Annotated in this window: 12 protein-coding genes; 3 read left to right on the top strand and 9 right to left on the bottom strand. The window is 72.2% G+C overall.

Annotation, left to right across the window (positions count from 1 at the left end):
- Nucleotides 1-11: 11 nt before the first annotated feature.
- Nucleotides 12-962: a TIGR03621 family F420-dependent LLM class oxidoreductase gene (locus tag KZJ41_RS12290; RefSeq protein WP_065922663.1), complete on the top strand. Its 951-nt coding sequence runs from the start codon at nt 12-14 to the stop codon at nt 960-962.
- A 118-nt stretch (nt 963-1,080) separates the two neighbouring features.
- Here KZJ41_RS12290 and KZJ41_RS12285 read toward each other — a convergent pair whose 3' ends face one another.
- The 5 genes from KZJ41_RS12285 to KZJ41_RS12265 all read right to left on the bottom strand — a co-directional run bounded on the left by KZJ41_RS12285 (nt 1,081) and on the right by KZJ41_RS12265 (nt 5,326).
- Complete coding sequence (locus tag KZJ41_RS12285; protein ID WP_006937243.1) at nt 1,081-3,084, bottom strand: S9 family peptidase; 2,004 nt, start codon at nt 3,082-3,084, stop codon at nt 1,081-1,083.
- A gap of 94 nt (nt 3,085-3,178) precedes the next feature.
- Nucleotides 3,179-3,499, bottom strand: coding sequence for a helix-turn-helix domain-containing protein (locus KZJ41_RS12280; RefSeq protein ID WP_029543137.1), 321 nt, complete (start codon nt 3,497-3,499; stop codon nt 3,179-3,181).
- A gap of 13 nt (nt 3,500-3,512) precedes the next feature.
- A complete protein-coding gene (locus tag KZJ41_RS12275; protein WP_006937247.1) occupies nt 3,513-4,139 on the bottom strand; it encodes a maleylpyruvate isomerase family mycothiol-dependent enzyme in 627 nt (208 codons plus the stop codon).
- Between the two features lie 19 nt (nt 4,140-4,158).
- Nucleotides 4,159-4,575, bottom strand: coding sequence for a toxin-antitoxin system YwqK family antitoxin (locus tag KZJ41_RS12270; RefSeq protein WP_251550812.1), 417 nt, complete (start codon nt 4,573-4,575; stop codon nt 4,159-4,161).
- 136 nt (nt 4,576-4,711) lie between these two features.
- On the bottom strand, nt 4,712-5,326 hold the full coding sequence (locus KZJ41_RS12265) for an N-acetyltransferase (RefSeq protein ID WP_029543133.1): 615 nt from the start codon (nt 5,324-5,326) through the stop codon (nt 4,712-4,714).
- 150 nt (nt 5,327-5,476) lie between these two features.
- Here KZJ41_RS12265 and KZJ41_RS12260 point away from each other — a divergent pair, with 150 nt between their 5' ends.
- Both KZJ41_RS12260 and KZJ41_RS12255 read left to right on the top strand, forming a co-directional pair.
- Entirely contained in the window at nt 5,477-6,667 is a 1,191-nt protein-coding gene (locus tag KZJ41_RS12260) for an FAD-binding oxidoreductase (RefSeq protein WP_006937253.1), read from the top strand.
- Between the two features lie 97 nt (nt 6,668-6,764).
- Complete coding sequence (locus tag KZJ41_RS12255; RefSeq protein ID WP_251550811.1) at nt 6,765-8,777, top strand: SpoIIE family protein phosphatase; 2,013 nt, start codon at nt 6,765-6,767, stop codon at nt 8,775-8,777.
- A gap of 41 nt (nt 8,778-8,818) precedes the next feature.
- Here KZJ41_RS12255 and KZJ41_RS12250 read toward each other — a convergent pair whose 3' ends face one another.
- The 4 genes from KZJ41_RS12250 to KZJ41_RS12235 all read right to left on the bottom strand — a co-directional run bounded on the left by KZJ41_RS12250 (nt 8,819) and on the right by KZJ41_RS12235 (nt 12,562).
- Nucleotides 8,819-9,058, bottom strand: a complete 240-nt coding sequence (locus KZJ41_RS12250) for a WhiB family transcriptional regulator (protein WP_044476011.1) — start codon at nt 9,056-9,058, stop codon at nt 8,819-8,821.
- A 278-nt stretch (nt 9,059-9,336) separates the two neighbouring features.
- A complete protein-coding gene (locus KZJ41_RS12245; RefSeq protein ID WP_029543126.1) occupies nt 9,337-10,224 on the bottom strand; it encodes a DMT family transporter in 888 nt (295 codons plus the stop codon).
- 99 nt (nt 10,225-10,323) lie between these two features.
- Nucleotides 10,324-11,484: a lycopene cyclase family protein gene (locus KZJ41_RS12240; RefSeq protein WP_231771671.1), complete on the bottom strand. Its 1,161-nt coding sequence runs from the start codon at nt 11,482-11,484 to the stop codon at nt 10,324-10,326.
- A 70-nt stretch (nt 11,485-11,554) separates the two neighbouring features.
- On the bottom strand, nt 11,555-12,562 hold the full coding sequence (locus KZJ41_RS12235; protein ID WP_050035069.1) for a DUF3445 domain-containing protein: 1,008 nt from the start codon (nt 12,560-12,562) through the stop codon (nt 11,555-11,557).
- Between the last annotated feature and the right edge of the window lie 17 nt (nt 12,563-12,579).

The following is a 12,579-nucleotide window of genomic DNA, read 5'->3' as shown; positions in this document are numbered from 1 at the left end:
CCGTGACAGATGTGAACGAGTTCCGCTTCGCCACGAACGTCTTCGCCCTGGAGTCGGCCGGCGCGTTCGCCGGCCGGTGCCGCCGCATCGAGGCCCTCGGGTACGACACGCTGTTCGCCGCGGACCACCTGGGGGTCGCCGCGCCGTTTCCCACGCTCGTCGCCGCGGCGCAGGCGACCGAGCGGCTGCGGGTGGGCACGCTCGTCCTCAACGCCCCGTTCTGGAATTCGGAGCTGCTGGCCCGCGACGTCGCGACCACCGACGTCCTCACCGGCGGCCGGCTCGAGCTCGGCCTCGGCGCCGGGCACATGAAGTGGGAATTCGACGAGGCCGGCATCGGCTGGGAGCCGATCGGCCGCCGCGTCGATCGGCTCGAGGCCCTGATCGACGGTCTGGGGCGCCGCTTCGCGGAGGGTGGGTACCCGCAACACGCCGAGCTGCGCGCCGGCATGGGCCTGGCACCGCTGCAGCCGGTCCAGCGGCGCGGGTTCGGCGGCACCGGTCCCCCGCTGCTGATCGGCGGCACCGGGGACCGGGTGCTGCAGCTGGCGGCCGAGCGCGCCGACATCGTGGGGGTGGCCGGTGCCGTGCAGGTGCCGGGGCAGGCGCCCGGGGTGCTGCGCATCGCGACGGCCACCGAGGCCGACGAGCGCGTGCGGTTCGCCCGTGAGCGCGCCGGCGCCCGCGCGGACCGCCTCGAGTGGCAGGTGCTGGTCCAGGCGGTCGTGGTGACCGACGACCGAGAGGGCGCGGCGCGGGCACTGCTCGAGCGCTACGGTCCGATGATGAGCGTCGAGGAGCTGCTGGACACGCCGTTCGCACTGATCGGCACGGTGGAACGGATGGCCGATCAGGTCCTGCGCAACCGCGACCGCTACGGCTTCACCTACTACACCGTCCACGGGCCGTATCTCGAGGCCTTCGCCCCGGTGCTGGAGCGGGTGCGGATGCTGGGCGGGTGAGCGTCGCCCCCCGGCGGAGATGCTGCTCGAATCCCGAGCCGCGCACCGGTGCGATCCGCGTCGTCAGCCGCGCACCGGCGCGATCCGCGTCGTCAGCCGCGCACCGGCGCGATCCGCGTCAGCCGAGCACCTCGGGCAGTTCCCGGGGGCGCGCGAGCACGTGCTCCGAGAGGAACGCCTCGACCACCTCGTACCAGATCTTCGCGTGCTGGGGGCTGAGCACCCAGTGGTTCTCGTCGGGAAAGTAGAGGAAGCGGTGCACGGTGGAGCCGTCGGCGGCGGCGGGTACCCCCGACTCGGACAGCAGCTCGTACCACAGCCGCAGTCCCTCCCCGATCGGCACGCGATAGTCCTTGTCGCCGTGGATCACCAGCATGGGGGTGACGATGTCGGCGACGTACAGGTGCGGCGAGTTCTCCACCGCCATCTCGGGAGTCATCTCCCGGGCCCAGTACCAGGCCGAGTCCGTGGTGGGCCCGAACTGGTCCAGGGCCCACAGGCTCGCGTGGGTGACGATCGCGTGGAATCGGTCGGTGTGCCCGGCGATCCAGTTGGCCATGTAGCCGCCGAAGGATCCCCCCATCGCGGCGGTGCGCTCGGCGTCGATCTCGGGTAGTTCGATCGCCGCATCGGTCAGGGCCATCAGATCGGTGTAGGGCTCCTTGCCCCAGCGGCCCCACCCGCGTTGGACGAAGTCCTGCCCGTAACCGGAGGACAGCGCGGGGTCCGGGAGCAGCACGGCGTAGCCGCGGGCGACGAGCAGCCACGGGTTCCACCGCCACGACCAGGTGTTCCAGGAGCCGAGCGGGCCGCCGTGGATCCACAGCAGCAGTGGCGCGGGCGCGTCGGGATCGGCGGTGGCCGGCAGGGCCAGCCAGGCCCGCAGCGGGGTGCCGTCGGCGGCCGCGGTCGTGATCTCCGTGAGGCGGCCGGGCAGTTCGGGCTGCTCCGCGGGGGCGCGCAGCGCGGTGACGGTGCCGGGGGCGTCGAGCGCGATCCGCACCGGGTGCGGCGGTGTGTCGTAGGCGGCGCGCAGGGCGTAGACGCACGTTCCGTCGGGCGCGACGCGCAGGTCGGTGTAGGCGGCGGCGTCGGTGGTCAACGGCGTGGGGACGTCGGCCCACAGCGCCACCTGGAAGATCGGGGCGCGGCCGTGTTCGTCGGCGGTCACGAGCAGGGCCCCGGAGTCGGGCCGCCAGACGACCGACGTCGGCCACCGGTCCCACCCGGGCACCAGCTGGGTCGTCTCACCCGATCGAAGGTCGAACAGCCGCAGAGTGATTCGCGGCGCCGTCTCGGGGTCGGAGTGCGTCTCGTGCAGGAACGCCACCCGGGTGCCGTCCGGCGCGATCGCGGGGGCGAACACGTCGGCGGCCTCGTCGTCGACGAGGACGGTGCGCAGTCCGGTGTCGGTGTCGATGCGCACCAGGGTGGTGCGGCGGGACGCGAGCGGCCCGGGCACCGACCAGGTGGTGACGACGAAGCTGCCGTCGGCGGCGAGGTCGAGGGACGCCTCACGCAGGGCGCCTCCGGGCCCGGGGGTCAGGTCCGACAGGGGCGCGTGTGGGCCGTCCGCGAGGGCGAGCAGGTGCGGTTCGGCCGGTCCGAGGTCGTGATCCCAGTGGCGCACCGGGTATCCGGTGTGCAGCACGGCGGAGACCTTGCGCTTCTTGCGGGCGTCCCGGATCCGCTCGTCGTCGCCGTCGGTGCGGCCGAGTACGTCCGCCGTCACCACGATCCGGTCCGCCGCCTCGGCCGCCCACACGCCGCGCACCCCACCCTTGCGGGAGACCACGCGCTGTGCTTCGCCGCCGGCGGCGGGCAGCCGCCACAGCGCGGCGGGGGCGTCGTCGCCGTCCGTCCCGTCGGCCCGGGCGGCGGTGAACAGCAGGTCGCCGGCGGCGGTGAAGACGGGATTCGACTCGCCCTTCGCACCCCATGTGAGCCGCCGGGCGGGCGCATGCCCCTGCGGGTCGACCTCCCACAGCGCCCCGACGTACCCGGTCCCCTCCTCGTCCAGGGTGGACTGGGCGATCACGACGCGGGTCCCGTCCGGCGACAGCGCGAGCGCGGTGACGCGAGGGAGAGCGAGATAGTCGTCGAGGTCGTCGAATGCGGTCATGGTGCCCGAGGGTAGTGCTCGCCGGAGGCGTCACCGGGGAGCCGACACGGCCCGGTCGGGATACGCCGCCGGCGCGCCGCGCGGGAACGAGCGGTCAACCCGCCAGCGGGTGGTCTGCGGACAGCGCGGCCAGGCGCTCGAGCAGCGGGGCGACGGCGACGAGGGCGGCCGCGTCGTCCGGCTCCATCTCGGACAGCAGGCGCGCCACACCGGTGATCCACATCCGGCGGATCAGGTGGCCGTTGCGTTCCGCCAGGGGCGGGGGCGTCCGGTGCAGGGGGTGGGACCGTCCGTCGCGGGGGTTGGACGTGCGGGCCACCAGTCCCAGCTGGACCAGGCTGCGCACCGTCGCGCTGACGTTGCTGCTCTGCAGTCCGAGCACGCGGACGAGATCGCGGGAGCCGTGCCGCGTCACATGCGCGGTTGCCTCATCGCATCACCGGCAGTATCCGCGCGCCCGACCGGCCCGATGCCGCCTCGATGAAGGCCCGCGCATCCGGGACGGCGGCGAGCACGTTGCGGGTGCGTTCGAGTGCCTCCGGTTCGGGCGGCGGTCCGCCGACCGCGTCGACGACGTCGAGCAGGTGAACGGTCGTTTCGAGGATGGCCAGGTCGAGGAGCGCGCCGAGCGTCACCGAGCCCAGCAGAGGATGTGGGACGACGGTCTCACGGCCGAGGCCGGTCAGGCGATCGAACGCCTGCGGCAGTTCGACGGCGAATCGCTCGACGAGCGTCCCCCGGCCGACGTCGGTGGCGGCGCGGCGAACCATCTCGGCGATCCGTCGGTGCATCGGTTCGGCGGCGACCGGGTCGGCGTTGAAGACGCGGAGCATCTCCGCGGCGCTGGTGACCTTCGCCGTGCCGTCGGACGCGGGGTCGGCGAGCAGCGCGATCAGGGCGTCCGGTGTGACGTGGACGTAGAGGTCCCGAACGGTCCAGCCCGGCAGCCGGGTCGGGGCCGTCCACTGCTCGTCGCTCAATTCCCGTGCCCGTTCGGCCCACGAGCGCCACAGCCGTATCAGCAGGGCTCGATCCCGGTCGAAGGTCGATGTCACCGCACTCCCCCTCGTTCGGTCACCCGCGCGGCAGCCTCGGCCGGTTGGTGGTCGTCTTCCTGATGCTCCCGTCGGTGTCGTAGTAGGTCCACTCGCCGGTCTTCCTGCCGTGCTCCCAGTTTCCGCTGTCGACGAGCGTTCCCGCCGTGGTCCAGCGCTCCCAGTGGCCGTGCTTCTCACCGCGGGCGAACCCGCCGCGCTGCAGCAGGCCGCCGGTGGCGCGGTACCAGGTCCAGGGGCCGTGCAGGACGCCGCGGTCGTAACCGCCCTCGGAACGCAACGCCCCGCCGGCGAAGTAGTGCCGCCACGTGCCGTGGCGCTCACCGTCGACGTAGTTGCCCATCATCACCCCGCCGTGCGGGTCGGGCTCCGCCCACTCGCCGGTCTTGCGGCCGTGACCGTCCACGGCGTTCGGACTCTCGGCCGGCGTGCTCATCCGGAAGTCCCGAACCGGCCCAGGGCGCTGCGCGCGCCGTTGGGCCCGGCGGTGACCGTCGAGAGATCTCCCACGAGCGACGAGTATATGCAAGCGATTGCTTGCATATCAACAGCTCGGCGGGACGCGCGCCGAGTCACCGCGTCACGGGCGCGCGCCACATCTTCCACAGGGTGGGGCCGCCGTTCGGGACGGCGATCTCGCCGGTGACCCGGAAGCCGAACCGCTCGTAGTAGGAGATGTTCTTCTCCTTGCTCGATTCGAGATAGGCGGGCACGCCTTCGGCGTCACAGCGGTCCAGCCGGGACCGCAACAGCGCCTTCCCGAATCCCCCTCCACGCGTGGCGTTTCCGGTCCCGATGGCGGAGAGGTACCAGTGCGGCTCGGCCGGATGCGCATCCTCGAGCGCGCCGTTGACCTCGGCGCCGACGCGGGCGCGGCCGCCGAGCGCGTGAATCATTCCCGCGGTGACCAGGACCGACCGCCAGCCGGTGACCTCCCATCGGCCCGGTGGCGCCCACATGGTCGCACCCCCGGTGGCACCGTCCGGACCCTCGGCGATCTCGAGTCCGCCGTGCGCCAGCAGGTGGTGGCGCGCCTCCGCGGCGAACATGCGTGGCAGACCTCGGCGCCGGCGCTCGTCGTCGGGCCACATCCACATCATCACCGGATCGTCGAAGAACGCATCGGCGAGGGTGCGGGCGAAGACCGGTATGTCCCGTCTGGTGACCGGGCGGACGGCGGGGGTCATGCGGACGAGGCTACCGGCGTCAACGATGGAACGTTGCCGCCCAGCAGGTTTTACGTCGTTGTCACATGGGGGCGGGCACAACTGTTTCATTTCGTGCAACACTGTTTCTCAGCACGAAACCACCCCTGTTGCGAGTTGTGAGGAAGCACGATGACCGAAACCGCGAACATCGTCATCGTCGGCGGCGGACTCGAGGGCCTGGCTGCGGCCTGGTGCCTCGCCGAGCGCGGCGAAACCGACGTTCTCGTCCTGGAACGCGGAACTCTGTGTTCCGGCATGACCGGCAAGTCGAGCGGCATCGTCCGCTGCCACTACGGCGTTCCGTCGCTGGCGGCGATGGCCTGGCACGGCGTGCAGGTCTTCTCCGAGGCCGAGCAGATCTTCGGCACCGACATCGGCTTCCGGCAGACCGGATACGTCGTCGGCGTCGGGCCCGACAACACCGCCCCGCTCGCCGCCAACGTCGAGATGCACCGCTCCCTCGGTGTGCCCGTCGAGACGATCGACGCCGACGAGGTCCGCCGACTGCTGCCCGGAATCGCCCTCGATCCCTTCGCGGCCTTCGCGTACGAACCACTCGGCGGCCACGGCGACGCCTACATGACCGGAATGGCCTACGGCACCCGCGCCCGTGCCCTCGGCGTGCGAGTGCGTCAGAGCACCACCGTCACCTCGCTCCTGCAGCGCGACGGCGGCGAGGTCTACGGTGTGCGGCTCGCGGACGGCTCCGAGATCCACGCGGGCACCGTCGTGCTCGCGACCGGCGTGTGGTCGCCGGCGCTCGGCGCGACCGCCGGGGTGGACATCCCGATCCGGGCCCAGCGGGAACAACTCCTGCTGGTCGACCAGGGCGAACCCACCCCGGACATCCCCACCTTCTCCGACCTGGTGAACCTGCAGTACATCCGGCGCGAGCCCAACGGGGACCTGCTGGTGGGCAACAGCGACCACTCCACCCCGGAGTGGGCCGACCCGGACGACTACGTCAATCGCGCCGACGACCCGTTCGTGGAAACCGCCATCGCGAAGCTGGACCGGCTGCTGCCGGCCATGCCCGATCCGCGGCTCGCCTCGTCGTACGCGGGGTGCTACGACACCACCCCCGACTACAACCCGGTCATCGGGCCGTCCCCCGCCCCGGGGCTGTTCCTGCTCGTGGGCTTCAGCGGCCACGGCTACAAGATCTCCCCGGCCGTGGGCCGCCTCGCCGCCGACCTCCTGCTCGACGGCATCAGCAGCGACGCCGCCGTCGACGGCGCCGACTTCCGCTACTCCCGTTTCGCCGAGGGCAAACCGCTCGCCAGCCTCAATCCGTACGTCGGGGCCGGAGAGATGCGCTGACGAACCGGGCCGGCCGGCACGCCGCTGTACCGAAGCCCCGGAGGGGTATAGAACTGAAGGTGACGCTTCACCGCGGAAACCGGAGAAGGTACACGGCATGCCGGAAGGCGAGGACCTGTTCTCGGCCACGGGAGAGCCGGACACGGTTCTCCGCGTGTTCGAAGCACTGCCGTTCGACCTCGGCGCGTGGCAGGGACCCGATCACGTGTACGTCGCGACCAACGCCGCCTACCGGGCGCTGCTGGGGCGCGACGACCTCCTCGGCCGGCCGGTGCGCGAGGTCGTACCGGAACTCGAGGGCCAGCAGTTCTTCGAGCTGCTCGACCGGGTGGCGGCGACCGGCGTCGCCGAGACCGCCAAGGAGTGGCGCCTGCAGATCGATACCGACGGTAGCGGCGTGGTCCGGGAGCGCTACTTCGACTTCACCATCGCCCCCCGTCGCGACCCCGACCGCGGCGTCGCCGGGCTGCTCTTCTTCGCCTCCGACGTGACCGACAGTGTCCTGGCCCGGCGCGGCGCCGAGGCACGGGCCCAGCTGATGTCGGAGAAGTACGAGCAGGCCCGCGACGCGGTGACGGTGATGCAGCAGGCGTTGCTGGCGCCGTCCGTCCCGGTCGTGCCGGGGGCCGAGGTGGCGGCCGCCTACCTGGTCGCCGCCGAGGACACGGCCGCCGGCGGCGACTGGTTCGACGCGTTGGCCCTTGCGAACGGCGAACTCGTGCTCATCACCGGGGACGTCGTCGGGCACGGCGTCGAGGCCGCCGCCGTGATGGGGCAGCTCCGCGCGGTGCTGCGCCAGCAGATCCTCGCGGGCGCGGACGTTGCCGCCGCCCTGTCCACCCTCGACGCCTTCTCGGCGCACGTCCCCGGCGCCCGCACCGCGACGGTCTGTGTCGTCGTCCTCGACACCGCCACCGGCCGGGTCCGCTACTGCACGAGCGGGCATCCCCCGCCGCTGGTGGCGAGCCCGGCCGGGGCGGTCCGATACCTCCCACCCTCGGGCGGAACGCCGATCGGTACCGGCTCGACGTTCCCCGTCGCCACCGACGCCCTCGCCGCCGGCGACGTCGTGCTGCTCTACACCGACGGACTGATCGAGCGCCCCGGCCGGCCCCCGCCGGCGAGCACCGCCGAACTCGCGGAGCGGGCGGCCCTGAGCGTGGCCGGCCGATCGTTCCCGATCCCGGACACGCGCGCCCGGACGGTGGATCGGGTGTGCGCGGAGATCCTCGAATTCCTGCTCCGGGAAACCGGATACAGCGACGACGTGACCATCGTGGCCGCTCAGCGCACGGCCATGCCGGATCCCCTGCAGCTTCGGCTCCACGCCGACCGGGAGGCACCGAGGTCGGCACGGACGTCGTTGCGGCGATGGCTCGTGCGCATCGGTGCCGACCATGCCGGAACTGTGGCCGTCGAGCACGCGGTCTCCGAACTCGTGTCCAACGTCGTCGAGCACGCCTATTCCGGCGGCGACGCCGGGCATGCCCCGGTCGACATCGACGGAACGCTCGACGGCGACGGCTGCCTCCGGGTCCGCGTGCGGGACCGGGGCCGCTGGAAGACCCCCGCGAAAACCCCGGAGCCACATCGGTTACCGACCAGCCGCGGCCGCGGGCTCACGATGGTCCGGATCTTCGCCGACGACCTCGTCGTCGACAGCGACGACACGGGCACGACCGCGACGGTCACGTTCCGGCTCACCCGCAGCGCCCGCGTCGTCACCGAGTTCACGGAAGGCGCGATCGTCGGCCGTCCCGAGGTCTCGCCCGAATTCGCCGTCGCCGAAACCGAACCCGGTCGTCTCGCGGTGCGGGGGGACATCGACATCGACACCGCGCCCATCCTCAAGGGGTGCCTCGACGCCGTATCCCACAGCGGAACGCTGTCGGTGACAGTCGATCTGAGCGAGGTCACCAACCTCGGCTCCGCCGGGGTCTCCTTGCTCTCGACGGCCCGCGACCGCGCGGCCAAGCAGCACTCCACCGTCACGTTGGTGGCGCCACCCGGCAGCACCGCCCACCACGTGCTCAGCCTGGTCGGACTCCACGGCCGGGCCGACCCCGGCGGCGGCGACATCCCGGAGCCGTCAGGGGATCCGGAGACGTGAACCCGGCACCGACCGGGGGTCGGTGCCGGGCGAAATCCGGCTCAGCTCGCGATCTTCCGTCTCCGGGACTGCACGTACTTCTCCCGCTCGGAGACCGACATCCCGCCCCACACTCCGTAGGGTTCGCCCATGGTGAGCGCGTGCTCGCGGCACTGCTCGATGACCGGGCACCGATGGCACATCTCCTTGGCCTTCGACTCTCGCTGGTACCGCGCTCGGCCCCGTTCGCCGTCGGGCGAGAAGAACACCGACGAGTCGACGCCGCGGCACAAGCCCTGCATCTGCCAGTTCCAGACATCGACGGTCGGCCGGAGCGGGTGAGGTGACAATGGCACGGGGCTCTCCTTGACAGCAGGCTCGCACGCAGTGCGAGCGGACCGGACGAAAGTCTGCGACCTTTCGCTCACTTCGATCCACGCGCCGGGACAACCCCGAAGGGCCGATTCTCGGTTCGTCGATCTCATGGACCGGGGAGTACCCCGCGCCACCGAAATTCATGCCAACAAAGAGCGAGATTTGTCGAAGGTTCGCGAGACCGTAGGCGGCGCCGCCGGCCGGGCTATTCCCCCGGAGGACATACCGCCTGGTCGGGGGACGACGCGGCCGCGTCGCCCCGCGCGAGGGCGACCGTCGCGGCCACCATCACCGCCGCCGCGGTGACCAGAACCACACTCATGGCGCGGTCCGCGTCGAGGTATTCCCCCAGGACCACGAAACCGAGCAGCGACGCCACGACCGGTTCCAGGACGGTGGTGGCGGGCAACGACGCCCGCAGATCACCGGCCTGGAACGCCGCCTGCTGAACCGTCACCGCCCCCGCGGCGAGGAGCAGGAGCGCCCACAGTTCGGGAGCGGTGGCGAGCGGCAGCACACCGCGGGACGCGATGTCGACCACTCCCTTGGTCAGTACGGCCGAGACCCCGAACAGGGCGCCGCCCACGGCGCCGAGCAGCAGCGCCTTGCGCGCGCCGCGCACCCGCCGGGCGGCGATCAGACCGGCCGCCACCAGCGGGGCACCGACGAGACAGGTGAGCACCCAGTGCAGCGGCTCGGCCCGGGCGAGTCCCGGCCGGGGATTCCCCAGCACCACGAGCACGGCGACCGACCCCGTGAGCGCCGCCGCCCACAGCCACTCACTCCGGCCGACGCTGCGATCGGCGAGGCGGGCACCCAGTGGCAGCGCGAACAGGAGTGACAGCACCAGCAGCGGCTGCACGAGCAGCAGAGAGCCCCGGCCGAGCGCCGCGGCCTGGAAGGCGTATCCCCCGACGCCGGCGACGGTGCCCAGCCACCACACGGGGTTGCGGACGAGAGCGGTGATCGGGCCCAGCGTGCCCACGGCGTCGTCCGGCACACCGGCCGCCGTGCGTTGACGCACGACCGTACCCACCGCGATGCACAAGGCCGCGGCGATCGCCAGCAGCGCTGCGCCCACCGAGTCCGACACGCGCCCAACCCTAGGGCGAAGCGCGGTACCTCGCCGATCGAACGAGCCGGGCCCGACCGGGTCGCCCGCGGCCGGTCGCGCGGTATCACCCGGGCACGGTCAGCGGCCGGCCATCGCCCTGAGCAGCGGGGCTGCGGGCAGCGACGCGAACAGCGCCGCCTCGTCGCGCCACGTCGACTCCTCGTCGAGGAACCGCAGGATCGGCTCCGCGGAGGACCGGTCGAACAGCCCCGCGAAGGCGCGCTCGAGCACCGCGGGCCGCTCGACGACGGCCCGCAGCAGCCCCTGGTCGTACCGGGCGAACCGGGACGGAGCAGGCCGCACGTCGAAGGGATGCCCGTGCCGGGCGAGCGACTGCGCGATCGCCGCACTGTCGCACTGGATCCGCTGGTACGCATATCCGCTGCTGCCCTTGAGCATTCCGCCCGCGGCGCCGATGCGCACGATGTTGCCGCTGCGCCGCGCGGGCGGCCGCGACGCCAACGGAAGCCGTGCGGACTCGTCCGCCTCCACGATGTAGGTGTCCTCGTCCGCGCCGAGCACGGCCGCCAGGTACTCCCGGAGCGCCTCGTCGTGAGCGGCGGTGCCGACGGGCCCGCCGTCGGGGTGCGCGAAACTCGTGTGCTCGACGAGGGCGTGCCGGGTATCGGTGGGCAGCACGTACACGAAGGACGCCGCCCGGCGCTGATCGGTGCGGAAGTCGAACAGGGTGGGGACGTCGGGATCGAACAGGGGAGCTTCGGTGCGGATCCGCCACCCGCGGAAGTCCAGCCACGCATCGGGGCTCGTCCCCCGGTCGTCGGCGTCGGGGCCCCGGCCGTCGAAGACCCACTCGGGGTGCAGCTCCGTGCCGTCGGACAGGGCGACACGCGGGCGGGCCCCGTCGTGCACCTGCGCCACCCGGCCGGTGCGGAGCCCGATGTCGTCGACTCGGTCCGTAACCTCGCCGACCACCGACGCCAGGTCGGCTCCGCGGACGACGCCGTACCGGTACCGGCCGAGGCCGAGCGTGCGGGCCCGTCCGCCCGCATGGACCCGGATCCGGGCGAACCGCGCGGAGACGGCCGCGTCGAGCAGCCCGGACCGGCGGGACCAGAACGCCCAGCCGGCGTCACGGATGTCGCGGGCGCCGTCGTCGACGAGCACCACCGGACCGGGTCGCGCCGGGACGGCGGCGAGATGGGCCGCCAGCGACAGTCCGCTCAGGCCCGCACCCAGGACGGCGATGCCGCCGTCGACCGGTCCGCTCCACGCTCGCACGCTCGCTTCTCCCCTCGCCGGAGACCCTCCCTCCGTCACCGTACCGGCCGCCGGTGAATCCGGTGCGCCACTACGCGGCCCGGGCGCGCGTCCGCTCGCGCAGCCAGGCCATCGCCGGCATGCGGTAGGAGTCGATGCCCTTGTACGCGGCGATCTCGGCGGGCAGTTCCTCGACGATGTCGGCGAGTTGCTCGGCCCACGCCGGGACCTGCGCGATCTCCTCGAGCGGTGCCATGTAGGTGCGGATGTTGAACACCAGCGCCCCCGTCATCGGCAGGCGGATCAGGTGCTCGAGTTCGATGCGCAACTGGATGCGGCCCCAGTCGCGTTCGGCGATCAGCCGCGGCATGTCGTCCATCCACTCGGGCATCGTCTCGAGGCTGGTGTCCCGGCGCCGCGAACCGACCGCGGAGAAGGTCCAGTTCACCCGCCGGTACGGCCGCTCGGTGGTGAGGCGCCGCATGAATTGCTCGGCGCGGTCGGTCACCCCGTTCGGGGTCAGGCCGGGAACGGGCCGGTGGATCTCGTGCAGGCTCATGCCGATGTCGAACTTGACGGACCAGTCGGCGGACGACGTGACCAGCGCCGCGTCGAACCACAGGTGCCCGTCGCGCTCGGTCACCAGCAGCACGTCGTCGGGCAGCTGACACCCGATGAACACCAGCGGATGCTCCGGCAGGGTGCCCGAATCCCCCGGCACGAACCATTGATCGATTCCGAGAAGGTCGTTGCGCCAGCGGTATCCGCCGTTCTCGACGTCGAGATGCATGACGTCGGGAAACGAGGCCGCCATGTCGCGCATGTAGTAGAGCATCAGGTCCCAGCACGCCGGCGTCATGTGCGGCAGCATCTGCACGCGCCCGGGGTCGGCCTCGACGATCGAGCGACGCAACCGCATCATCTCGACGTACTCGTCGTGGCTCTTGCCCAGGTCGACGATGTGCTCGCCCCAGGCCCCGGCGGCGGTCTCGGTGCGGCGCGGCGCCGGTTCGACGTTCACGGCGTAACGGAACGTCCTGTCGCCCTCGGGGAAAGGCCACGGCAGGCAGGACAGGTCGCTGGCGACGGAGGTGGTCACGAAGGTTCCTTTCCGGA

It is taken from the genome of Rhodococcus sp. 11-3, from assembly GCF_023704055.1.
GTDB lineage: Bacteria > Actinomycetota > Actinomycetes > Mycobacteriales > Mycobacteriaceae > Rhodococcus > Rhodococcus aetherivorans.
This window is presented reverse-complemented; position numbering and strand designations above follow the sequence as displayed.